The 23,547-nt window shown below is 75.8% G+C and carries 16 protein-coding genes; 11 read left to right on the top strand and 5 right to left on the bottom strand.

Annotated elements, in window-relative coordinates:
• Nucleotides 1–6 precede the first annotated feature (6 nt).
• Nucleotides 7–2,187, top strand: a complete 2,181-nt coding sequence (locus ACZ7LB_RS29010; protein WP_471472182.1) for a 3-hydroxyacyl-CoA dehydrogenase NAD-binding domain-containing protein — start codon at nt 7–9, stop codon at nt 2,185–2,187.
• 89 nt (nt 2,188–2,276) lie between these two features.
• Here the strand turns inward: ACZ7LB_RS29010 and ACZ7LB_RS29005 are convergent, their stop codons facing one another.
• Both ACZ7LB_RS29005 and ACZ7LB_RS29000 read right to left on the bottom strand, forming a co-directional pair.
• Nucleotides 2,277–3,770: a M1 family metallopeptidase gene (locus ACZ7LB_RS29005; RefSeq protein WP_471472180.1), complete on the bottom strand. Its 1,494-nt coding sequence runs from the start codon at nt 3,768–3,770 to the stop codon at nt 2,277–2,279.
• A gap of 259 nt (nt 3,771–4,029) precedes the next feature.
• The gene (locus ACZ7LB_RS29000; RefSeq protein WP_471472178.1) at nt 4,030–4,986 is read right to left on the bottom strand and encodes an FAD-dependent oxidoreductase; all 957 of its coding nucleotides are present in this window, start codon (nt 4,984–4,986) and stop codon (nt 4,030–4,032) included.
• A 196-nt stretch (nt 4,987–5,182) separates the two neighbouring features.
• On the opposite strand from ACZ7LB_RS29000, the gene ACZ7LB_RS28995 reads away from it, so the two are divergent.
• The 7 genes from ACZ7LB_RS28995 to ACZ7LB_RS28965 all read left to right on the top strand — a co-directional run bounded on the left by ACZ7LB_RS28995 (nt 5,183) and on the right by ACZ7LB_RS28965 (nt 15,302).
• Entirely contained in the window at nt 5,183–6,826 is a 1,644-nt protein-coding gene (locus ACZ7LB_RS28995; RefSeq protein WP_471472177.1) for an ABC-F family ATP-binding cassette domain-containing protein, read from the top strand.
• A 543-nt stretch (nt 6,827–7,369) separates the two neighbouring features.
• Nucleotides 7,370–7,459: a K(+)-transporting ATPase subunit F gene (kdpF, locus tag ACZ7LB_RS28990; RefSeq protein ID WP_471472175.1), complete on the top strand. Its 90-nt coding sequence runs from the start codon at nt 7,370–7,372 to the stop codon at nt 7,457–7,459.
• Nucleotides 7,460–7,466: 7 nt separating this feature from the next.
• The gene (gene kdpA / locus ACZ7LB_RS28985) at nt 7,467–9,128 is read left to right on the top strand and encodes a potassium-transporting ATPase subunit KdpA (RefSeq protein ID WP_471472173.1); all 1,662 of its coding nucleotides are present in this window, start codon (nt 7,467–7,469) and stop codon (nt 9,126–9,128) included.
• A 32-nt stretch (nt 9,129–9,160) separates the two neighbouring features.
• Nucleotides 9,161–11,263, top strand: coding sequence for a potassium-transporting ATPase subunit KdpB (kdpB, locus tag ACZ7LB_RS28980; RefSeq protein ID WP_471472280.1), 2,103 nt, complete (start codon nt 9,161–9,163; stop codon nt 11,261–11,263).
• 24 nt (nt 11,264–11,287) lie between these two features.
• The gene (gene kdpC, locus ACZ7LB_RS28975; RefSeq protein WP_471472171.1) at nt 11,288–11,962 is read left to right on the top strand and encodes a K(+)-transporting ATPase subunit C; all 675 of its coding nucleotides are present in this window, start codon (nt 11,288–11,290) and stop codon (nt 11,960–11,962) included.
• Nucleotides 11,963–12,066: 104 nt separating this feature from the next.
• Nucleotides 12,067–12,756 carry a response regulator gene (locus tag ACZ7LB_RS28970; protein WP_471472168.1) on the top strand — a complete coding sequence of 230 codons (690 nt, stop codon included), beginning with the start codon at nt 12,067–12,069 and terminating at the stop codon, nt 12,754–12,756.
• A gap of 2 nt (nt 12,757–12,758) precedes the next feature.
• On the top strand, nt 12,759–15,302 hold the full coding sequence (locus ACZ7LB_RS28965) for an ATP-binding protein (RefSeq protein ID WP_471472166.1): 2,544 nt from the start codon (nt 12,759–12,761) through the stop codon (nt 15,300–15,302).
• Between the two features lie 60 nt (nt 15,303–15,362).
• Here the strand turns inward: ACZ7LB_RS28965 and ACZ7LB_RS28960 are convergent, their stop codons facing one another.
• The gene (locus ACZ7LB_RS28960) at nt 15,363–17,813 is read right to left on the bottom strand and encodes a Tex family protein (RefSeq protein WP_471472164.1); all 2,451 of its coding nucleotides are present in this window, start codon (nt 17,811–17,813) and stop codon (nt 15,363–15,365) included.
• 260 nt (nt 17,814–18,073) lie between these two features.
• Complete coding sequence (locus tag ACZ7LB_RS28955) at nt 18,074–18,829, bottom strand: enoyl-CoA hydratase/isomerase family protein (RefSeq protein ID WP_471472162.1); 756 nt, start codon at nt 18,827–18,829, stop codon at nt 18,074–18,076.
• Nucleotides 18,830–19,106: 277 nt separating this feature from the next.
• Here ACZ7LB_RS28955 and ACZ7LB_RS28950 point away from each other — a divergent pair, with 277 nt between their 5' ends.
• Nucleotides 19,107–19,559: an ATP-binding protein gene (locus tag ACZ7LB_RS28950; RefSeq protein WP_471472278.1), complete on the top strand. Its 453-nt coding sequence runs from the start codon at nt 19,107–19,109 to the stop codon at nt 19,557–19,559.
• A gap of 133 nt (nt 19,560–19,692) precedes the next feature.
• Here ACZ7LB_RS28950 and idi read toward each other — a convergent pair whose 3' ends face one another.
• The gene (gene idi, locus ACZ7LB_RS28945) at nt 19,693–20,304 is read right to left on the bottom strand and encodes an isopentenyl-diphosphate Delta-isomerase (RefSeq protein ID WP_471472159.1); all 612 of its coding nucleotides are present in this window, start codon (nt 20,302–20,304) and stop codon (nt 19,693–19,695) included.
• A 1,313-nt stretch (nt 20,305–21,617) separates the two neighbouring features.
• Here idi and ACZ7LB_RS28940 point away from each other — a divergent pair.
• Nucleotides 21,618–23,435 carry a DUF5941 domain-containing protein gene (locus ACZ7LB_RS28940; protein WP_471472156.1) on the top strand — a complete coding sequence of 606 codons (1,818 nt, stop codon included), beginning with the start codon at nt 21,618–21,620 and terminating at the stop codon, nt 23,433–23,435.
• Nucleotides 23,432–23,547: sugar phosphate nucleotidyltransferase (locus ACZ7LB_RS28935; protein WP_365213003.1), on the top strand; the 116-nt coding region annotated here is incomplete at its 3' end. The genes ACZ7LB_RS28940 and ACZ7LB_RS28935, both read left to right, overlap by 4 nt.

Below are 23,547 nucleotides of genomic sequence, written 5' to 3'. Positions count from 1 at the left end.
CCCCTCATGAGCACCGAGCCCACCGCCATCCGCTGGGAGCGGGACGACACCGGCGTCGTCACCCTCGTCCTCGACGACCCCGACCAGTCCGCGAACACCATGAACCGTGCCTTCCGCGACTCCCTGGCCGCGGTCGCGGACCGCCTGGAGGCCGAGCGGGACACCGTCCGCGGCGTCATCGTCACCTCCGCCAAGAAGACCTTCTTCGCCGGGGGCGACCTGCGCGACCTGATCCGCGTCACCCCCGACACCGCCCAGGACCTCTTCGAGGGGGGCCTCGCCGTCAAGCGCGACCTGCGCCGCATCGAGACCCTCGGCAGGCCCGTCGTCGCCGCACTCAACGGCGCGGCCCTCGGCGGCGGTTACGAGATCGCCCTCGCCTGCCACCACCGGGTCGCCCTGGACGCCCCCGGCTCCCGGATCGGCTGCCCCGAGGTCACCCTCGGCCTGCTGCCCGGGGGCGGCGGCGTCGTCCGCTCCGTCCGGCTGCTGGGCATCGCCGACGCCCTGCTCAAGGTCCTCCTCCAGGGCACCCAGTACAGCCCGCGCCGCGCCCTGGAGAACGGCCTGGTCGACGAGGTCGCCGACAGCCCCGACGACCTGCTCGCCCGGGCCCGCGCCTTCATCGACGCCCACCCGGAGTCCGCCCAGCCCTGGGACCGCCCCGGGTACCGCATCCCCGGCGGCACCCCCGCGCACCCCAAGTTCGCCGCCAACCTGCCCTCCTTCCCGGCCGGCCTGCGCAAGCGGACCGCCGGGGCGCCCTACCCGGCGCCGGCCGCCGTCCTCGCCGCCGCCGTCGAGGGCGCCCAGGTCGACTTCGAGACCGCCCAGGTGATCGAGGCCCGCTACTTCGTGGAACTGGCCGCCGGACAGACCGCGAAGAACATGATCCAGGCGTTCTTCTTCGACCTCCAGGCCGTCAACTCCGGCGCCGGCCGCCCCCGGGACGTCGAGCCCCGCACCGTCCGCCGGGTCGCCGTCCTCGGCGCGGGCATGATGGGCGCCGGCATCGCCCACGCGTGCGCCCGCGCGGGCATCGACGTCGTCCTCAAGGACGTCACCCCCGAGGCCGCCCTCCGGGGCCGGGGCCACTCCGAGAAGCTGTGCGACAGGGCCGTCGCCCGGGGCCGCACCACCCGGGAGCGGGCCGACGCGCTCCTGGCCCGCATCATCCCGACCGCCGAGGCCGCCGACCTCGCGGGGTGCGACGCGGTCATCGAGGCGGTGTTCGAGGACACCGCCCTCAAGCACAAGGTGTTCCAGGAGATCCAGCACATCGTCGCCCCCGACGCCCTGCTCTGCTCCAACACCTCCACCCTCCCCGTCACCGCCCTCGCCGAGGGCGTCGAGCGCCAGGACGACTTCATCGGCCTGCACTTCTTCTCGCCCGTCGACAGGATGCCCCTGGTGGAGATCGTCCGGGGCGGGCGGACCGGCGACGAGGCGCTGGCCCGCGCCTTCGACCTGGTGCGGCAGATCGGCAAGACCCCCATCGTCGTCAACGACTCGCGCGGCTTCTTCACCTCCCGCGTCATCGGCCGCTTCATCGACGAGGGCGTCGCCATGATCGGCGAGGGCGTCGAGCCCGCCTCCGTCGAACAGGCCGCGGCCCAGGCGGGCTACCCGGCCAAGGTGCTCGCCCTGATGGACGAGCTGACGCTGACCCTCCCGCGCAGGATCCGCCAGGAGACCCGGCGGGCCGTGGAGGAGGCGGGCGGCACCTGGACGGAGCACCCGGCCGACACGGTCGTCGACCGCATGGTCGACGAGTTCGGCCGCCCCGGGCGGGCCGGCGGCGCGGGCTTCTACGAGTACGGGGAGGACGGCACGCGCACCCGGCTGTGGCCCGGGCTGCGCGAGCACTTCACCCGGCCCGGACACGGCGTCCCGTTCCGGGACATGCAGGAGCGGATGCTGTTCTCCGAGGCGCTGGACACCGTCCGGCTCCTGGAGGAGGGCGTGCTGACCTCCGTGGCCGACGCCAACATCGGCTCCCTGTTCGGCATCGGCTTCCCCGGCTGGACCGGCGGCGTCCTCCAGTACATCAACGGCTACGAGGGCGGCCTGCCCGGCTTCGTCGCCCGCGCCCGCGAGCTGGCCGGGCGCTACGGCGACCGGTTCGCGCCGCCCGCGCTGCTGGTGGAGAAGGCGGGGCGGGGCGAGACCTTCAGCGACGGACACTGACCGCCGCCGCGCGGGGAGCCGCGACACCTCCCGCGCACCGGACGGTGAACCCCGGGGGCGGGGCCGCGACGGGCCCCGCCCCCGTAACGTCAGCGCTGGTGGACGGTGTTGGTCGCGGCGATCCGGCGCCACGACCGGGGCTCGGCGGGCGCCGCGGGCGCCACCGCCGGGGCGGCCGCGCGGGCGGACCGGGCGGCCGGCTTCGACGGCTGGAACAGCCAGGTGTCGAACAGGGCGGCCAGCGGCCTGCCGGAGACCTCCTCGGCGTACCGGCGGAAGTCCGCGACCGACGCGTTGCCGTGGGCGTACCGGCGCGGCCAGCCCTTGAGCACGGTGAAGAACGCCCGGTCACCGATGGTCTCGCGGAGCGCCTGCACCGCCAGCGCGCCCCGGTCGTAGACCGCGGTGTGGAACTGGTCGTCCGGCCCCGGGTCGCCGGGCCGCACCGTCCAGAAGGGGGAGTCGGCCGGATAGGTGGCGTAGACGTGGTCGGCCAGCTCCCGTGTCGTCCCCTCGCCCTCGTGCTCGGACCACAGCCACTGGGCGTAGCGGGCGAAGCCCTCGTTGATCCAGATGTCCTTCCAGCCCCGCACCGACACGAGGTCCCCGTACCACTGGTGGGCCAGCTCGTGGACGACCACCGACACGTTCGACCCGTTGGCGAACTGCCGGGGGCTGTAGTACGGCCGGGTCTGGGTCTCCAGCGCGAACCCGGTGGTGGTGTTGGGCACATAGCCGCCGACGGCGTTGTACGGATAGGGCCCGAAGTACTCGCTCAGCCAGTCGGCGATCTCGCCGGTGCGCTCCACGCTGGCCCGGGCGGCACCGGCGTTGGCGCCCAGGTCCCTGCTGTAGGCGTTGATGACGGGGATGCCGCTCTCGGTGGTGCCGGTGCTGAGGTCGAACCGGCCGACCGCCAGCGTCGCGAGGTACGTGGCCTGCGGCTTGTCGGAGCGCCAGTTCCAGCGGGTCCAGCCGAGCCGTGAACTGGTCGACTGGAGCGTGCCGTTGGAGATGGCCTGAACGCCGTCCGGAACCTGGACCGACACGTCGTAGGTGGCCTTGTCCAGCGGGTGGTCGTTGCTGGGGAACCACCAGGCGGCGGACTCCGGCTCGTTGGCGGCGATGCCGCCGTCCGGGGTGCGGTGCCAGCTCGTGAAGCCGTACGCCTGCTTCGACGAGGGCACCCCGGTGTACCGGACCACGATGGTGACCTGCGTGTCCTTGCGCAGCGGGGACTTCGGGGAGATCTCCAGCTCGTGCTCGCCGGAGGTGGCGAAGGACGCCTTCGCGCCGTTCACCCGCACCTCCTCCACGTCCAGCAGGAAGTCCAGGTCGAAGCGGTCGAGGTCCTGGGTGGTGCGGGCCAGGATCGTCGCCGTGCCCTCGAGCAGGTCCGTGGCCGGCTGGTACCGCAGGCGCAGGTCGTAGTGGGAGACGTCGTAGCCGCCGTTGCCGTACGTCGGGTAGTAGGGGTCACCGATGCCCGGAGCGCCGGGGGAGTGGGCCGCGGCCGAGGCCGGGATCGCCAGCATCAGGGAGGCGGCGCCGAGTGCGCCGGGTACGAGGATTCTGCGGTGCACGTAAGCTCCAAGTCGTAGGGGCGGTAGGGGTGTTCGGAGCCTAATGAGACCCGGGGCCGTCCGCCGTGTCGACGGTGCCACCGGACACACGATCGTCATCCGGCCGCCACACGACCCCGGCGCACCCCGCCGCACGCCCCCCGGCGCACGTCCCCGCACGCGCCCCGGCCACCGCCCGGCCGTCGCCCGCCCACCGCCCGGTCGCCGACGGCACCGCCCCGCCGCCCCCCGCCCTCCGCCGCAGGCCGGCGCCGCCCCGTCAGACCCCCGCGGCCAGCCGCGCCGCCTCCTCCGCACAGCCCCAGGCGACGGTGATCCCGCCGCCGCCGTGCCCGTAGTTGTGCACCAGGACCCGCCCGTCCGGCAGGGCGCGGCGCTCCAGCCGCACCGTGTCCCGGGCCGGCCGCAGCCCCACCCGGTGCTCCAGCACCCGCGCCCCGGCGATCTCCGGCCGCAGCGCCGCGCAGCGCCGGACGATGGCCGCCGCCACCGCCGGGTCCGGCTCCGCCGACCAGGCGTCCTCCTCCGCCGTGCCGCCCAGGAGGAGGCGGCCGGGCTGCGGGAAGAAGTACGCCATCTCGCCCGAGACCGGGTCGGTGGAGACCACCCAGGTGCGGATGCCCGGGTTCTCCACCACGACCAACTGCCCCCGCACCGGCCGCACCGACGGGTCCGGGACCAGCTCCCGGGCGCCCAGCCCGGTGCAGTTGACCACCACCGGCGCGTCCGCCTCCGACAGCCGGGTCACCGCCCGGGTCTCCACGGTGCCGCCCGCCGCCAGCAGCCGCGCGCGCAGCCACGGAAGATGGGCCGCCATGTCGATCAGCGGCAGCCGGGCCCACAGCCCCGTCCCGGCGTACTCCCCGGCCGTCGCCGCCCGCAGCCCCGGCAGCCGGGCCGCCGCCCAGCCCTCGACCTCGTCCCGGCCCGTCTCGCCGAGGACCCCCTCGACCAGCCGGACCCCGGTCTCCCCGGGACGCGCCGCCAGCTCCTCGTACACGTCGAGCGAGCGCAGCGCCCACCGCCGGGCCAGCGCCACCGGTTCCACCCGGTACGGCCACCACAGCGCCCCGGCCACGGCCGACGTGGTCCGCCCGACGGGCTCCCGCGTCCACAGCCGCACCCGGCGGCCCCGCTCGGCGAGGACCAGGGCGGTGGTCAGCCCGATCACCCCGCCGCCCAGTACGACGATCCCGTCATCCGTTTCACTCGTCACATCCGGGACGATAGGCCCCGCCCGCCGGACCGCGGGAGACCCCGCGGCCGGTGACCGGGCGGACCGGGACCGGGCGGACCGGGCGGCGCCGGGACCGGTCGGGGGCCCGGCGCACCGCGAGCACGCGCCCGGGGCCGTCGGGCCCCTCCGGGCGGACGAGGGCGGCGGGACGGCAGGCCCTAGGATCGGTGCCCTGATGACTGCCACCCTCGTCGCCAAGAACCTCGCCGCCGGCCACGGCGAGCGCTCCCTGTTCTCCGGGCTCGACCTCGTCGTCGCGCCCGGTGACGTGATCGGGCTCGTCGGGGCCAACGGCGCCGGCAAGTCCACCCTGCTGCGGATGCTCGCCGGGCTGGCGACCCCGGAGCAGGGCGAGCTGAGCCTGTCCCCGCCGTCCGCCACCGTCGGCCACCTCCCGCAGGAGCCCGAGCGCCGCCCCGGCGAGACCGTCCGGGACTTCCTCGCCCGCCGCACCGGGGTCACCGAGGCCCAGCGCGTCATGGACGAGGCGACCGAGGCCCTGGTCGAGGGCGCCCCCGGCGCCGACGACGCCTACGCCACAGCCCTGGAGCGCTGGCTCGCCCTGGGCGGCGCCGACCTCGACGAGCGGGCCGAGGAGGTCGCCGCCACCCTCGGACTGACGGTCGGCCCGGACCAGCTCATGACCTCCCTCTCCGGCGGCCAGGCGGCCCGGGCCGGTCTCGCCTCCCTCCTGCTCTCCCGCTACGACGTCTTCCTGCTCGACGAGCCGACCAACGACCTCGACCTGGACGGCCTGGAGCGCCTCGAACGCTTCGTCCGCTCGCTCCGCGCCGGGACCGTCCTGGTCAGCCACGACCGCGAGTTCCTCGCCCGCACCGTCACCAAGGTCCTCGAACTCGACCTCGCCCAGCAGCGGATCAACCTCTACGGCGGTGGCTACGAGGGCTATCTGGAGGAGCGCGCGGTGGCCCGCCGGCACGCCCGCGACGAGTACGAGGAGTACGCCGACAAGCGGGCCGCCCTCCAGGACCGGGCCCAGACCCAGCGCGCCTGGATGGACAAGGGCGTCAAGAACGCCCGGCGCAAGGCGGGCGCCGACAACGACAAGATCGGCCGCAAGTTCCGCAGCGAGGCCAGCGAGAAGCAGGCCGCCAAGGCCCGCCAGACCCAGCGCATGATCGAACGGCTGGAGGTGGTCGAGGAGCCGCGCAAGGAGTGGGAGCTGCGCATGGAGATCGCCTCGGCCCCGCGGTCCGGCGCGGTCGTCGCCACCCTGCGGGACGCCGAGGTCCGCCGCGGCGGCTTCACCCTCGGCCCGGTCACCCTCCAGGTCGACTGGGCCGACCGGATCGCCCTCACCGGCGCCAACGGCGCGGGCAAGTCCACGCTGCTCGGCGCCCTGCTGGGCCGGGTCCCGCTGGACGCCGGCCACGCGGCGCTCGGCTCCGGCGTGCTGCTCGGCGAGGTGGACCAGGCGCGCGCCGTCTTCCACGGCCCCGAACCGCTGCTGGACGCCTTCCGCGGCGCCGTCCCCGACACCGAACCGGCCGAGGTGCGCACCCTGCTGGCCAAGTTCGGCCTCAAGGCGGACCACGTGCTGCGCCCGGCGGCCACCCTCTCCCCGGGCGAGCGCACCCGGGCCGCCCTCGCCCTGCTCCAGGGCCGGGGCGTCAACCTCCTCGTCCTGGACGAGCCGACCAACCACCTCGACCTGCCCGCCATCGAGCAGCTAGAGGCCGCCCTCGACAACTACGAGGGCACCCTGCTCCTGGTGACCCACGACCGCCGCATGCTCGACTCCGTACGCCTGACCCGGCGCCTGCACCTGACCGACGGCACCCTCACCGAGCACGCGTAGGTCCCCCGCCGCCCTTCCCCGCCCGGACGGCGCCCGGGGAAGGGCGCCCCGGCCAGGGGCCCGGCCCCGCAGCGCCCGCGTCCCGGCGCCCCCGCCGCCCCCCCCTGGCTCCGGCGGACCCCGCGTCGCCCGCGCCCCGGCGGCTCCCTCGCCCAACGGCTCCCGCGTCGCCCGCGCCCCCGGCGGCCCCGCGCACGGCCCGCGCATCCGCGCCCGGCCGGGAGGACCGCGCCTCCCGGCACCCCGGTGCGCCCCGGTGCGTTCCCGCGCCCTCGGCCCGGCGCGGCGGCACGGCCGCGCCGGACCCCGCCCCGCCGCCCGCCCCCTCGTCAGGGAGCCGTCAAAGGTGGCCGGGGCGCCGTATCGAAGGCGTCAACGGACCTCGTGACCGGGCCCCGCCCGGCTGTTTGCTTCAAGGCGTCCGATCCGCTCGCCGGATGACCCGACGCCCAAGGAGCCAGCGATGGCCGACCTGGCCTTCGTCCTCACCACCACCGCGGTCTTCGCGCTGGTGGCCCTCGTCGCCCGGGGGGTGGCGAAGCTGTGACCGCCGAGAACACCGCCGGCCTGGTCGTGGCGGTCGCCCTGCTGGGCTACCTCGTCCTCGCCCTGCTCTTCCCGGAGAGGTTCTGAGAGCCGCATGGGTCCCGTAACCGCCGGTGTGCTCCAACTGCTCGCCCTGGTGGCGGCACTGGCACTGCTCCACGTCCCGCTGGGCGACCACATGGCCCGGACCTACCGCTCCACCCGCCATCTGCGGGCCGAGCGGTGGATCTACCGGGGGATCGGAGCCGATCCCGACGCCGGGATGCGCTGGCCCGCGTACCTGCGCGCCGTCCTCGCCCTCTCCGCCGTCGGCGTCCTCCTCCTCTATCTGCTCCAGCGGCTGCAGGGCCTCCTGCCCGGCTCCCCGGGCTTCGGGCCGGTGGACCCGGCGCAGGCGTTCAACACGGCCGCGTCCTTCGTCGCCAACACCAACTGGCAGTCCTACGCGGGCGAGCAGACGATGGGCCACGTGGTGCAGACCGCCGGCCTGACCGTGCAGAACTTCGTCTCGGCGGCGGTGGGCATGGCCGTGGCCGTCGCCCTGGTGCGCGGCTTCACCCGCTCCCGCACCGGTGAACTGGGCAACTTCTGGGCCGATCTGGTGCGCGGCGTGGTGCGGGTGCTGCTGCCCGTCGCGGCGGCCGGGGCGCTGGTCCTGGTCGCCTGCGGCGCCCTGCAGAACCTCTCCGGCGTCCACGGGGTCGGCCAGTTCGCCGGCGGCGTCCAGCAGTGGAACGGCGGCGCGGTCGCCTCCCAGGAGGCCATCAAGGTGCTGGGCACCAACGGCGGCGGCTACTTCAACGCCAACAGCGCCCACCCCTTCGAGAACCCCACCCCGTTCAGCAACCTCTTCCAGGTCTTCCTGATCCTGCTGATCCCGTTCGCTCTGACCCGCACCTTCGGCGTGATGGCCGGATCGGTGCGGCAGGGCCGGGCGGTCCTCGGCACCATGGCCGCCCTCTGGCTCGGCTTCACCGCCCTGATGATGTGGGCCGAGTTCTCCCACCATGGCCCCGCGCTCCAGGCGGCGGGCGGGGCCATGGAGGGCAAGGAGGTGCGCTTCGGCGTCGGCGGCTCGGCGATCTTCGCGGTGGCGACGACGATGACCTCGACCGGCGCGGTGGACTCCTTCCACTCCTCGTTCACCGGGCTGGGCGGCGGCGTCGCGATGGCCGGGATGATGCTGGGCGAGGTCGCGCCCGGCGGCACCGGCTCCGGGCTGTACGGGATGCTCGTGATGGCCGTCGTCGCGGTCTTCGTCGCCGGACTGCTGGTCGGCCGCACCCCCGAGTACCTGGGCAAGCGGATCGGCCCCCGCGAGATGAAGCTCGCGGCGCTCAACATCCTCGTCACCCCGGCCCTGGTGCTGGTCCTCACCGCCGCCTCGACGGCGCTGCCCACCCCGCCGGACTCGATCCTCAACCCGGGCGCGCACGGCCTCTCCGAGGTGCTCTACGCCTTCACCTCGGCCGCCAACAACAACGGCTCCGCCTTCGCGGGGCTCGCCGCCGACACCGACTGGTACAACACCACGACCGGGCTCGCCATGCTGCTCGGCCGGTTCCTGCCCATGGTGTTCGTCCTCGCCCTGGCCGGCTCGCTCGCCGGGCAGCGGCCCGTCCCGGTCACCGCCGGGACGCTGCGCACCGAGAAGCCGCTCTTCGCCGGACTGCTGGCGGGCGCGGTCCTCATCGTCACCGGTCTCACCTACTTCCCGGCCCTCGCCCTGGGCCCGCTGGCCGAGGGGCTGGCGTGACGACCACCCGTACACGGAGGCACGAGGACACCATGTCCACCGCCACACCCGCCCGGACGTCCCCCGACGACGCCCCCGCCGCCCGCCGTCCGCCCGCCGGGACCCGCCCCGGCGCCGGACCCCTCGGCCCCGCCCTGCTCGCCGGGGCCCTGCCGGGGGCGCTGCGCAAGCTGCACCCCCGGGCGCAGATCGCCTCGCCCGTGATGTTCGTCGTGTGGACGGGCTCGGTGCTGACCACCGTCCTCGCCGTCACCGACCCCGGCGATCCGTTCGGCTGGGCCGTCAGCGCCTGGCTCTGGCTGACCGTGCTCTTCGCCAACCTGGCGGAGGCGGTGGCCGAGGGCCGGGGCCGGGCCCAGGCCGAGAGCCTGCGCCGGGCCAGGACCGGCACCGTCGCCCGGCGGCTGCGCGCGGACGGAACCGAGGAGCGGGTGCCCGGCACCGGGCTCGCCGTCGGCGACCGGGTGGTCTGCGAGGCCGGGGACACCGTGCCTGGCGACGGCGACGTCGTCGAGGGCGTGGCCTCGGTGGACGAGTCGGCGATCACCGGCGAGTCCGCCCCGGTCATCCGGGAGTCCGGCGGCGACCGGTCCGCCGTCACCGGCGGCACGAGGGTGCTGTCCGACCGGATCGTCGTCCGGATCACGGCCCGGCCCGGCGAGACCTTCATCGACCGGATGATCGGTCTCGTGGAGGGCGCGGCCCGGCAGCGCACGCCCAACGAGATCGCCCTGAACATCCTGCTCGCCTCGCTGACCATCGTCTTCCTGCTGGCCTGCGCCACGCTCCCGCCGCTCGCCGGGCACAGCGGGGCCCGCCCGACGACGACCGTCCTGGTGGCGCTGCTGGTCTGCCTCATCCCCACCACCATCGGCGCCCTGCTCTCCGCCATCGGCATCGCGGGCATGGACCGGCTGGTGCGGCGCAACGTGCTGGCGATGTCCGGCCGCGCGGTCGAGGCCGCGGGCGACGTCTCCACCCTGCTGCTGGACAAGACCGGCACCATCACCCACGGCAACCGGCGGGCCGCCGCGTTCGTCCCCGTCGGCGGCGCGACGGAGGCGGAGGTGGCGGCGGCGGCCCGGCTCGCCTCACTGGCCGACGAGACCCCCGAGGGCCGTTCGGTCGTCGCCCTCGCCGAGGAGCTGCACGGCGAGGGCGACACGGGGCGGCGGGCTCCGGAGGGCGCCGAGTGGATCCCGTTCACGGCGCAGAGCCGGATGTCCGGCGTCGACGTCGGCGGGCGCGCGGTCCGCAAGGGTGCCGCCGCGTCGGTGGCCGCCTGGGTGACCGGGCGCGGCGGCCGGATCCCCCCGGACGCGCTGCGCCGGGCCGACGGGATCGCCGCGGCGGGCGGCACCCCGCTGCTGGTGGCGGACGCGGACACGGACGGCGCCCGCGTCCTGGGCGTCGTCCACCTCAAGGACGTGGTCAAGGACGGCATGCCGGAGCGGTTCGCGGAGCTGCGCCGCATGGGCATCAGAACGGTGATGATCACCGGCGACAACCCGCTGACCGCGCGGGCCGTCGCCGAGGAGGCGGGCGTCGACGACTTCCTCGCCGAGGCCACCCCCGAGGACAAGATGGCCCTGATCGAACGGGAGCAGGCCGGCGGCAGGCTGGTCGCGATGACCGGCGACGGCACCAACGACGCCCCGGCCCTGGCCCGGGCCGACGTGGGCGTGGCGATGAACACCGGCACGTCGGCCGCCAAGGAGGCCGGCAACATGGTGGACCTCGACTCCGACCCCACCAAGCTCATCGAGATCGTCGGGATCGGCAAGCAACTGCTCGTCACCCGGGGCGCGCTGACCACCTTCTCCCTCGCCAACGACGTCGCCAAGTACTTCGCGATCATCCCGGCGCTGTTCGCCGGGGCGCATCCGGGGCTGGACGCGCTCAACCTGATGCGGCTCTCGACGCCGCACTCCGCGATCCTCTCCGCGGTGATCTTCAACGCGCTGGTCATCGTGGCCCTGGTGCCCCTCGCCCTGCGGGGCGTGCGCCACCGCCCGATGAGCGCGGACCGGATGCTCCGCCGCAACCTCGCCGTCTACGGGCTCGGCGGCCTGGCCGCCCCCTTCCTCGGCATCAAGCTCATCGACCTGCTCCTCTCCCTCGTCCCCGGGCTCTGACGCCCCGAAAGCGTGCCGACCGCCATGGACAACTCCGTCTCCCGTACGCTCCGTCCGCTCGGAGCGGGCCTGCGGGCCCTGCTCGCCCTCACCCTCCTCACCGGCGTCCTCTACCCCCTCGCGGTCACCGGCGCCGCCCAGGCGCTCCTCCCCGGCCGGGCGAACGGCTCCGAGGTGCGCGCCGACGGCCGCACCGCCGGCTCCGCGCTGATCGGCCAGTCGTACGACCTGCCGTCCGGCGGGGCCGGGGAGGACCCGCGGCCCGACCCGAGGTGGTTCCAGGGCCGCCCCCGGGAGGGGCTGGGCACCAACAGCCTCAACACCCGCTACGACCTCCTCGTCTCCGGCGCGAGCAACCTCGCCGCCGACAACCCCGTCCTCGTCCGGCGGGTCCGGGCCGCGCGGGCCGCCGTCGTCCGGGACAACTCCGTTCCCGGCCACCCGGTGGACCCCGCCGACGTCCCCGCCGACGCCGTCACCTCCTCCGGCTCCGGCCTGGACCCGCACATCTCCCCGGCCTACGCCGCCCTCCAGGCCCCCCGGGTCGCCCTGCGCAACGGCCTGCCCCTCGCACGGGTGCGGGAACTCGTCGGCCGGCACACCGAGGGCCGCACCCTCGGGTTCATCGGCGAGCCCCGGGTCAACGTGCTCGCCCTGAACATCGCGCTGCGCGGCCTCGTGACGGAGGCGGACCGATGACGACCGCCGCCCGCCCGAGGGTCACACCCCCGGCCCCCCTCCCGGCGGCCTCCGCCGCGCCCGCCCCGCCCACGCCGCCCGGCCGCGCGCCGCAGGCGCCGCCCGTGCCCGCGACCCGCCTGCTGGTGGTGGAGGACGACGCCCGGCTGGCCCGCGCGCTGCTCCTCAACCTCCGGGCCCGCGACTACGAGGCCGACGCCGCGCCCGACGGGGCCGCCGCGCTGCGCACCGCGCGGGTCCGGCGGCCCGACGTGGTCCTGCTGGACCTCGGCCTGACCGACATGGACGGCGTCGACGTCATCAGGGCGCTGCGCGGCTGGACCCGGGTGCCCGTCCTGGTGCTCTCCGCGCGGCACGCGTCCGGGGAGAAGGTCGCCGCGCTGGACGCCGGGGCGGACGACTACATCACCAAGCCCTTCAGCATGGACGAGCTGCTGGCCCGGGTCCGGGCCGCCGTCCGGCGCACCGAGGGCGCGGCACCGGCGGCGGAGGTCTCCACCGTCGAGACGGACACCTTCACGGTCGACCTGTCCGCCCGGCGGACCGTGCGCGACGGCCACGAGGTGCGGCTGACCCCGACCGAGTGGCACCTGCTGGAGATCCTGGTGACCAGCCCCGGGCGGCTGGTCACCCAGCGGCACCTGCTCCACGAGGTCTGGGGCACCTCCCAGCGCGGCCGGAGCAACTACCTGCGGGTCTACATGGCCCGGCTGCGGCGCAAACTGGAGGCCGACCCCTCCCACCCCCGGTACCTGATCACCGAGCCCGGCATGGGCTACCGCTTCGAGGGATGACCATGGCACGCGGCAGACTCCGGATCTACCTCGGCGCGGCGCCCGGCGTCGGCAAGACCTACGCCATGCTCTCCGAGGCGCACCGGCGCGTCGGGCGCGGCACCGACTGCGCCGTGGCGTTCGTGGAGCACCACGGACGGCCCCGCACCGAGCTGATGCTGAGCGGGCTGGAGCGGATCCCCCGCGTCCGGCTGGACCACCGCGGCGGCGCCTTCACGGAGATGGACCTGGACGCGGTGCTGGCCCGCCGCCCGGCGGTCGCCCTGGTCGACGAACTCGCCCACACCAACGTCCCCGGCTCGCGCAACGCCAAGCGCTGGCAGGACGTGGAGGAACTGCTCGCCGCGGGCATCGACGTGGTCTCCACCGTCAACATCCAGCACCTGGAGTCCCTCGGCGACGTCGTCGAGTCCATCACCGGGGTCCGCCAGCGCGAGACCGTGCCCGACGAGGTGGTCCGCCGCGCCGACCAGATCGAACTGGTCGACATGTCGCCCCAGGCGCTGCGCCGCCGCATGGCCCACGGCAACGTCTACCGGCCCGACAAGGTGGACGCCGCGCTCTCCAACTACTTCCGCCCCGGCAACCTCACCGCCCTGCGCGAACTCGCCCTGCTCTGGGTCGCCGACCGGGCCGACGAGTACCTCACCGAGTACCGCAGCCGCCACCGGGTCGAGGCGATCTGGGGCTCGCGGGAGCGGATCGTCGTCGGGCTCACCGGCGGCCCCGAGGGCCGCACCCTGATCCGCCGCGCGACCCGGCTCGCCGAGAAGGGCGCCGGGGGCGAGGTCATGGCCGTCTACGTCACCCGCAGCGACGGCCTGACCGCCGTCCCGCCCGGGGAACTCGCCGCCCAGCGCACCCTGGCCGAGGAACTGGGCGGCACCTTCCACCAGGTGGTCGGCGACGACATCCCCACCGCCCTGCTCGACTTCGCCCGGGGCGCCAACGCCACCCAGATCGTCCTCGGCGTCTCCCGCCGCAGGGCCTGGCAGTACGTCTTCGGCCCCGGTGTCGGCGCCACCGTCGCCCGCGAGTCCGGGACGGACATCGACGTCCACCTCATCACGCACGACGCCATGGGCAAGGGCCGGGGGCTGCCGGCGGCGCGGGGCGCCCGGCTGGGCAGGTCCAGGGTGCTGGCCGGCTGGCTGACCGGGGTGCTCGGCCCCGCCCTCCTCACCCTGCTGCTCACCGGCGCCGCGCCGTCCGTCGGCCTCGCCAACGACATGCTGCTCTACCTGGCCCTGACGGTGGCCGCCGCGCTGGTCGGCGGGCTGTTCCCGGCGCTGGCCTCCGCCGCCGTCGGCTCGCTGCTGCTCAACTGGTACTTCACCCCGCCCGCCCGCGCGCTGACCGTCGCCGACCCGGAGAACATGGTCGCCATCGCCATATTCGTCGGCGTCGCCGTCGCCGTGGCCTCGGTGGTCGACCTGGCGGCCCGCCGCGCCCACCAGGCGGCCCGGCTGCGCGTCGAGTCGGAGATCCTCTCCTTCCTCGCCGGGAACGTCCTGCGCGGCGAGACCAGCCTCGAAGCGCTCCTGGAGCGGGTGCGGGCGACCTTCGCCCAGGAGTCGGTGGCCCTGCTGGAACGCGAGACGGAGACCGCCCCCTGGACCAGCGCGGGCAGCGTGGGCCCCCGCCCGGCCGGACCGCCGGAGCCCGGGGACGTGGACGTCCCGGCCGGGGAGCACCTGCTCCTGTCGCTGCGCGGCCGGGTCCTGCCCGCCGCCGACCGCCGCGTCCTCGCCGCGTTCGCGGCGCAGGCCGCCGTGGCGCTGGACCAGCAGCGGCTGCGGGAGGAGGCGGGCCGCGCCCGCCGGATGGCCGAGGGCGGGCGGATCCGGACCGCCCTGCTCGCCGCCGTCAGCCACGACCTGCGCACCCCGCTCGCCGGGATCAAGGCCGCGGTCTCCTCGCTCCGCTCCGACGACGTCGAGTGGTCCGAGCAGGACCGGGCCGAACTGCTCCGGTCGGTGGAGGAGGGCGCCGACCGGCTCGACCAGCTCGTGGGCAACCTGCTGGACATCTCCCGGCTGCGCACCGGCACCGTCACACCACTGCCGCGCGAGACCGACCTCGACGAGGTGGTCCCCATGGCGCTGGTCGGCGTCCCGGGGGACGGGGTCGACCTGGACATCCCCGAGACGCTGCCCATGGTCCACGTGGACCGGGGCCTGCTGGAGCGCGCCGTCGCCAACGTGGTGGAGAACGCGGTGAGGTACAGCCCGCCCGGCTCCCCGGTCCTGGTATCGGCCAGCGCCCTCGGCGACCGCGTCGAACTGCGCGTCGTCGACCGCGGCCCCGGCGTCCCCGACGAGGCCAAGGACCGCATCTTCGAGCCCTTCCAGCGGTACGGGGACGCCCCGGCCGGCGCGGGCGTCGGCCTGGGCCTCGCCGTGGCCCGGGGCTTCACCGAGGCCGTCGGCGGCACCCTGCGCGCGGAGGACACCCCGGGCGGCGGGCTGACCATGGTGCTGGCGCTGCCGACGGCCCGGGCCGCCCGGCCCCGGCCGCCGGAGCCGCGGGACACCGCCCCGGCCTGAGCGACGCCGCCCGGCGGCGGACCGGGTCCGGCCCGCCCCCGGCGGCGTCGCCGTCGGCGGCTACGCCAGTCCGGCCCGCCGCAGCGCGTCGGCCATCGCCCCGTTCGCGGCCGGTGCCGCACCGGAACGGCCCTGCCCGCCGCCGCCCGAACGGCCCTGCCCGCCGCCTCCGGACCGGCCCTGGCCGCCTCCGGACCGGCTCCGGCCGTCGCTCCCGGTGCCCTGCCCGGCCCCGGAGCCCTCGCGCTGCTGCCGCTGCTTCGGCGGACGCCCGCCCTGGCGGCGGCCCCGCTGCTCCTCGCCGTCCGGCGCCGCCTCGTCGTCCAGCCGCAGCGTCAGCGAGATCCGCTTGCGCGGGATGTCGACGTCCAGCACCTTCACCCGGACGATGTCCCCGGGCTTCGCCACGTCCCGCGGGTCCTTCACGAACGTCCTCGACATCGCGGACACATGGACCAGCCCGTCCTGGTGGACGCCCACGTCGACGAACGCCCCGAAGGCGGCCACATTGGTGACGACGCCCTCCAGGACCATCCCGGACGCCAGGTCGGAGATCTTCTCCACGCCCTCCTTGAAGGTGGCCGTGCGGAAGGCCGGACGCGGGTCGCGCCCCGGCTTCTCCAGCTCCCGGAGGATGTCCGTGACCGTCGGCAGACCGAACGTCCCGTCCACGAACCCGTCCGGCCGCAGCGACCGCAGCACCGTCGTGTTGCCGATCAGCGCGGCCACCTCCTGCCCGGTGGTCTTCACCATCCGGCGCACCACCGGATACGCCTCCGGGTGCACGCTGGACGCGTCCAGCGGGTCGGTGCCGCCGAGGATGCGCAGGAAGCCCGCGCACTGCTCGTACGCCTTGGGCCCGAGCCGCGACACCTTCCTCAGCTCGGTCCGGGACCGGAAGGGCCCGTTGGCGTCGCGGTGCGCCACGATGTTCTCGGCGAGCCCGGAGGTGATCCCGGAGACCCGGGCCAGCAGCGGCGCCGAGGCGGTGTTGACGTCCACGCCCACACCGTTCACACAGTCCTCGACCACCGCGTCCAGCGAACGCGACAGCTTCACCTCGGACAGGTCGTGCTGGTACTGGCCGACGCCGATGGACTTCGGGTCGATCTTCACCAGCTCGGCCAGCGGGTCCTGGAGACGGCGCGCGATGGACACCGCGCCGCGCAGCGAGACGTCCATGTCCGGGAGCTCCTGCGAGGCGAAGGCGGAGGCCGAGTACACGGAGGCGCCCGCCTCGGACACCATCACCTTGGTGAGGTTCAGCTCCGGGTGCGCGGCGATCAGGTCACCGGCCAGCTTGTCCGTCTCCCGGGAGGCCGTGCCGTTGCCGATCGCGACCAGCTCGACCGCGTGCTCCTTCGCCAGCCGGGCCAGCTTCGCGAGCGACTGGTCCCACCGGTTGGCCGGGACGTGCGGATGGATCACGTCCGTGGCGACGACCTTGCCCGTCGCGTCCACCACGGCGACCTTGACGCCGGTGCGGAAGCCCGGGTCCAGGCCGAGCGTGGCCCGGGTGCCCGCCGGCGCGGCGAGCAGCAGGTCCCGCAGGTTGGCCGCGAAGACGTCGACCGCCTGGTCCTCGGCGGCCGTGCGCAGCCGCAGCCGCAGGTCGATGCCGAGGTGCACCAGGATGCGGGTGCGCCAGGCCCACCGCACCGTGTCCTTCAGCCACCGGTCACCGGGCCGTCCGCGCTCCGCGATGCCGAACCGGTGCGCCACGATCCCCTCGTACGAGGACGGGCCGTCGGTGGGCTCCTCGGGCTCCAGGACGAGGTCGAGCACGTCCTCCTTCTCGCCCCGCAGCATCGCCAGGACCCGGTGCGAGGGCAGCGCGGTGAACGGCTCGGCGAAGTCGAAGTAGTCCGCGAACTTGGCGCCCGCCTCCTCCTTGCCCTCCTTCACCCGGGCCGTGATCCGCCCGCGCCCCCACATCCGCTCGCGCAACTCGCCGATCAGGTCGGCGTCCTCCGAGAACCTCTCGGTGAGGATCGCCCGCGCCCCGTCCAGGGCGGCCTGCGGATCGGCCACGCCCCTGTCGGGGTCGACGAACGCGGACGCCGCCGCCGACGGGTCCACCGAGGGGTCGCCGAGCAGGCGCTCGGCCAGCGGCCCGAGGCCCGCCTCCCGGGCGGTCTGCGCCTTGGTGCGCCGCTTCGGCTTGAACGGCAGGTAGACGTCCTCCAGGCGGGCCTTGGTCTCCGCGCCGCGGATGCGCTCCTCCAGCTCCGGAGTGAGCTTGCCCTGCTCGCGCACCGAGTCGAGGATCGCCGCCCGCCGGTCCTCCAGCTCCCGCAGGTAGCGCAGCCGCTCCTCGATCGTGCGCAGTTGCGCGTCGTCGAGGGTCTCGGTCGCCTCCTTGCGGTAGCGGGCGATGAAGGGCACCGTGGAGCCGCCGTCGAGCAGCTCCACCGCGGCCCGCACCTGCCGCTCCCGTACGCCGAGTTCCTCGGCGATCCTGCCTTCGATGGAGCCCGCTGCCTCTGAGCCGCTGGACCCGGGTGTCGTCACGATCCGGTACCGCCTTCTCCACTGGGGTTGCGCGGCAATTGTGGCAGGTGATGACGGCGAACGGGGGCCAGGGCGGTGTCCCGGCCGGTCGCGTCCGGCCCGGCGCGACGGCCCCCGGCCCCTCGGCGCGGGCGCTCCGGGAGCCGGTCCGGAGCGTGGGGGGAGCGCGGACGGCGGGGGAGCGCGGCGGGGGCGGGGGCAGGGGGCCGCGGCCGGTCCGCACCGCGTCCGCGCCATCGCGGAAGGGGGCGGCGCGTCCGTCAGCCCGGCTCCGTGGCCCGCCAGCCGAACCGCGGGGCGCGGCGCTCCAGGAAGGCGGCGACGCCCTCGGCGGTCTCACCGCTGCGGCGGGCCTCACCGGCCCAGTACGCCTCCCGGCCGGCGCGGCCGTCCGCGAACTCCTTCGCCGCGCCCTGCGTCAGCGCCGAGCGCGAGACGAGGATGCGGGTGAACTCCGCGACCCGGTCGTCGAGTCCGCCGCCCGGCAGGACCTCGTCCACCAGGCCGGTGCGCAGTGCGCGCCCGGTGTCGATCAACTCGCCCGAGAACAGCAGGTACTTGGCGGCGGACGGGCCCACCAGCGCCACCAGCCGCCGGGTGGTCGGCGCCGGGTAGACCACCCCCAGCTTCGCGGGCGGCACCCCGAACAGCGCCCCCTCCTCCGCGAACCGCAGATCGCAGGCGGCCGCCAACTGGGCGCCGCCGCCCACGCAGTGGCCGCGCACCGCCGCCAGGGTCGGCCGGGGGAAGGCCGCGAGGGCCTCCTCGGCGACGACGGCGAGCGCGGTGCCCTCCTCGGGGGAGTCCCGCAGCGAGGTGAGGTCGGCCCCGGCGCAGAAGGTGCCGCCCGCTCCGGTGAGCACCAGCACCCGCACCGCCGGATCGGCCGCCAGCTTCTCCAGCAGCACCGGCAGCGCCCGCCACATCGCCGCCGTCATGGCGTTCCGTCTGGCGGGGTGGTCGATGACGACGGTGGCGACCGAGTCGGCGATCCGGTGCGTCAACTGGGGCTCCATGCAACGGATGGTAGCCGCCGGGCGCGCGGTGCCCCACGGCCGGTGTCCCGCTCACGCGGCCGGTGCCCGCGGCGGGTGCCCCGCGTCCCGCGGGCGGCGCCCCGCGTCCGTGGCCGCCACCGCGCGACAGGAACAGTCCCGCTGCCGCCCGGGACGGCCGGGGACGGTCAGTTTCGCTCGATACCCGCCGACTTGCGTTCAGTCTCCCGGGACGGACCCGGGCGTTGCCAACACTCGGGGCGTGGTGACAATCGAGCCCAAGGGCGGCGACCGGACGATGGACGAGACCGGGCCCGCGCCCGCGCAACCAGTGCCGTACGAGGGGGTCTGGCGCTTCACCGCCCCCGCCGTCGACGCCTCGGTGCCGCAGGCCCGGCACGCGGTGCGGGACCTGCTCCGCCGCCTGCGCGTGCCCGTCAGCGAAGAGGTGGCGCACGGGCTGCTGGTGATCGTCTCCGAGCTGGTCACCAACGCGGTCCGGCACGCCGCCGTGCTGTCACCGGTGCTGGCCGTCGAGGTCGCCGTCGGGCCGGTGTGGGTCAGGGTCTCCGTGGAGGACGACCACCCCTACCGCCCGACCGCCCTGGAGGCCGACCACGGGCGGACGGGCGGGCGCGGACTGCTGCTGGTGCGCGAGATCGCCGTGGAGGCCGGCGGGGCCTGCGACGTCGCCCACACGGCGAGCGGCGGCAAGGTGATCTGGGCCGCCCTGCCGCTCGCCCCGCACTGACCCGCGCCCGCCCGGCGGGGCGGCGCGGCCGGGACCGGGGACGGGGCCGACGGGGCCGGGCGAGGACGGGACGGGGAGGGCACGGGCAGGGCGGGGGCGCCGGCGGGCCGGGGCCGCCCTGCCCCCGCCGGGCTCACCAGCCCGCGGCCGGCCCCGTCAGCTCGCGCACCGCCGGACGCGCCGCGTCCAGCACCGTCATGAACCACGCCGAGAAGGTGTCCCGGGCGTGCCGCTCGGCCAGCTCGGCGGGCGTGGCGTAGACGATCTGCGCCACCTCCTCCGGATCGGGACTCGGCGTCCCCTGCACCAGTCCGACGAACAGGTGGTTGTACTCCTGCTCCACCAGGCCCGACAGCGGGTCCGGGTGGTTGTAGCGCACCGTGCCCGCCGCCGCGAGCAGCGAGGGGGAGACCCCCAGCTCCTCGTGGGTCCGCCGGGCCGCCGCCGCGAACGGCGCCTCCCCCGGGTAGGGGTGGCCGCAGCAGGTGTTGGACCACACACCGGGGGAGTGGTACTTGCCCAGCGCCCGCTGCTGGAGCAGGAGGCGGCCGCGCTCGTCGAAGAGGAACACGGAGAACGCCCGGTGCAGCAGGCCCGGCGGCTGGTGCGCGGCCAGCTTCTCCTCGGTGCCGATCGTCGCGCCGTTCTCGTCGACCAGTTCCAGCAGAATCACGTCCGCGGTGCCGTTCGACGTGTCCGACGCGTCCGGTGAACGGTGCGTCGCGGTGGCAGGTGTGATCGGCATACCCATCCTTCGCTTCGGTCCTCGCGCCCCAAGTGTGCCGTACCCGTGCGGCAGTCCCGGCCCTTTCCGGTGCACCGCATGTCCCGCGCGCCACGGCGCGGGCGCGACCGCACCGCAGGGACACCGGGATATGGGGACCCGATGGATGATCGTTCCCGGGGCCGCGGTCTTGGAACCGTCCCGGGCGCGCCCGGGGGAGCACGACGGTTGCCAGGGCGCGAACACCCGGCGCACTCCCAGGGCCGCGCGCCCCCCGATGGCCGGGCACCCGCCGTGCCCCACGGCACCCGGCGCGTTCCTCCGGCGCCCGCCGGGTTCCCACCCCGCCGCCCCTGCCCGCCGCCGGTTTCCACCGGCACCCGCCGTGCTCCCCGGCACCGCCGCGTTCCCGTGTCGCCCGCCGCGCCGCCCGCGCCTGCCCCGGGCGGTCGTGGCGCCGCACGGCGCGGTCACGAGCCCGGACCGTTGCCCCACGCCCGCCCACGCGCGGCACGGTGGGGCCGCGGCGCCCACCCATGGCCGGCTTCACCCCCACGCCCGTCCGCGATGGGGCACGGCTCCTTCGAGAAGGGCGGCAGACCCCTGGAGATCGCCTCGTGCGCGTCCGCGCCGGGCGATGACCGGCTGGGCCGACGCCGCCACCGCGGAGACCGCCTCCGCGCGCGCCAGTGCCGGGCACCGACGCCGGACGCTCCCGTCCCGCTCACCGGGATCGCCCCGCGCGCGCCCGCGCCGGGCACCGTTCCGCTGGGCGGACCGGCTCCCCGGGCGGATCGCCCCGCGCGCCCGCGCCGGGCACGCGGCCCCGCACGCCCCGGCGCCCGCGCCGGACACCTCCCCGCACCCGGGCCCCGGCACCGCACCCCGTTCCGCACCCCATTCCGCATCCGGCCCGGCACCTCGCCCCCGACCGGTGGGGATCGCGACGTCACCCGCGGCCCCCACGCCGGGCACCGCGCCCCCGCTCCGGCCGGCCGCGCGCCGGAGCGCCCCGCACCCGCCGTCAAGGCCGCGGACGCTGTCCGCCCGTCCCCCGCCGCACCGCCCCGACCTGGGCGAATACCGGACGGAACGGGCGGTTCCAGGGCCGCCGGGACCGGTGTGGTTTGTCGGCCGGGGCCCGCATCCACAATGATGATCGCGGCGAAGGCGGGTGCACACGACGCCGACCGACCGTGAAACGGGCGGTGAACACGGTGTTCGAGCCATCCGATAGCCTCTGCCGACATGCCGCCCGGGAGCCGCAGGCACGGGCGTTCCACCATGCACGGTCCCCGGCGCCCAGGCGTCGGCATCCAGGGAGATGAGTTCGGTTGTCGACCGCCATCCTCACCGGTCCGCCGGTTCCCGGTTCGTCGATCGAGGGCGATCTGCGGGCCCTCGGCTTCGACGTGCGCCACGCTCCCGACGCCGCCGGGACCGGCGCGCTGCTGGCCGCGGTCCCCGCCGGGGAACGGGTCGCCGTGGTCGACGCCCGCTTCGTGGGCCACCCGCACGCCCTGCGCCTCGGCCTCACCGACCCGCGCTTCCCGCTCGCCGCCGTCCCCGGCGCCGTCACCGCCCGGCCCGACGCCCGCCCCGCGCTGGCCCGCGCCCTGGCCGGGGGCGGCGCTCCCGGCGGCGGCACCGCGCTCGCCGTCGACTCCCTCGCCGACCGGGTCACCGCCGCCCTCGACGCCGACGGCGCCGCCGTGCACCGGCCGGAGCTCGGCCGCCTCGTCGCCGCCGTCCCCGCCGACCCCCAGACCCGCAACGAGGCCCGCCAGGCCGTGGCCCTGGTCGACGACGAGGCCGTACGCCTGAAGTCCGCGGTCAAGGCCCGTGACGGCTTCGCCACGACCTTCCTGGTCAGCCCCTACTCCCGCTACCTCGCCCGCTGGTGCGCCCGCCGGGGGCTGACCCCCAACCAGGTCACCACGGCCTCGCTGCTGACCGCGCTCATAGCGGCGGGCTGCGCCGCCACCGGTACCCGCGGCGGCTTCGTCGCCGCCGGCGTGCTGCTGATCGCGTCGTTCGTCCTCGACTGCACCGACGGACAGCTCGCCCGCTACTCCCTCCAGTACTCCACGCTCGGCGCCTGGCTCGACGCCACCTTCGACCGCGCCAAGGAGTACGCCTACTACGCGGGGCTCGCCCTCGGCGCCGCCCGCGGCGGCGACGACGTCTGGGCCCTCGCGCTGGGCGCCATGGTCCTCCAGACCTGCCGGCACGTCGTGGACTTCTCCTTCACCGAGGCGAACCACGACGCCACCGCCAACACCAGCCCCACCGCCGCCCTCTCCGACCGGCTGGACAGCGTCGGCTGGACCGTCTGGCTGCGCCGCATGATCGTCCTGCCCATCGGCGAGCGCTGGGCCATGATCGCCGTGCTGACCGCCGTCACCACACCCCGCGTCACCTTCTACGCGCTGCTCGTCGGCTGCGCCCTCGCCGCGACGTACACCACGGCGGGCCGGGTGCTGCGCTCGCTGACCCGCCGGGCCGTGCGCACCGACCGGGCCGCCGTCGCCCTGGCCGACCTCGCGGACTCCGGCCCGCTGGCCGGCGCCGCCGCCCACGCGCTGGCCGGGCCCGCCCGGCGGGCGCCGTCCTTCACCGCCCCGGCCGTCGCCCTGCTGGGCGGCGCCCTCGTCGTCGGCACCGCGGCCCTGACCGGCTTCGGCGGGCCCTGGCCGGTCCTCGCCGCCCTCGGCTACGTCCTCACCTCCGGCCTCGCGGTCGCCCGCCCGCTCAAGGGCGCCCTCGACTGGCTGGTCCCCCCGTTCCTGCGCGCCGCCGAGTACGGCACCGTCCTGGTCCTCGCGGCCCGGGCGGACGTGGGCGGGGCCCTTCCGGCGGCCTTCGGACTCGTCTCCGCGGTCGCCTACCATCACTACGACACGGTCTACCGCATCCGCGGTGACGCGGGCGCCCCCCCGCACTGGCTGGTGCGGGCGATCGGGGGCCACGAGGGCCGCACCCTGCTGGTCACGGTGCTGGCCGTCCTGCTCACCGCCACCGGTTTCACCGCCGCGCTCACGGCACTCGCCGTGGCCGTCGCCCTCGTGGTGCTCGTGGAGAGCATCCGCTTCTGGGTCGCCGCCCACCGGGGCGGCGCACCCGCCGTACACGACGAAGGAGAACCCGCATGATCGGCCTCGTGCTGGCCGCCGGCGCCGGCCGGCGTCTGCGCCCCTACACCGAGACGCTGCCCAAGGCTTTGGTGCCGGTGGGTCCGGAGGGTGCGGAGGAGAGCATCACGGT

It is taken from the genome of Streptomyces sp. NPDC107521, assembly GCF_055598485.1.
The sequence above is the reverse complement of the archived record's forward strand: the minus strand, read 5'-3'. Positions and strand labels throughout refer to the sequence as shown.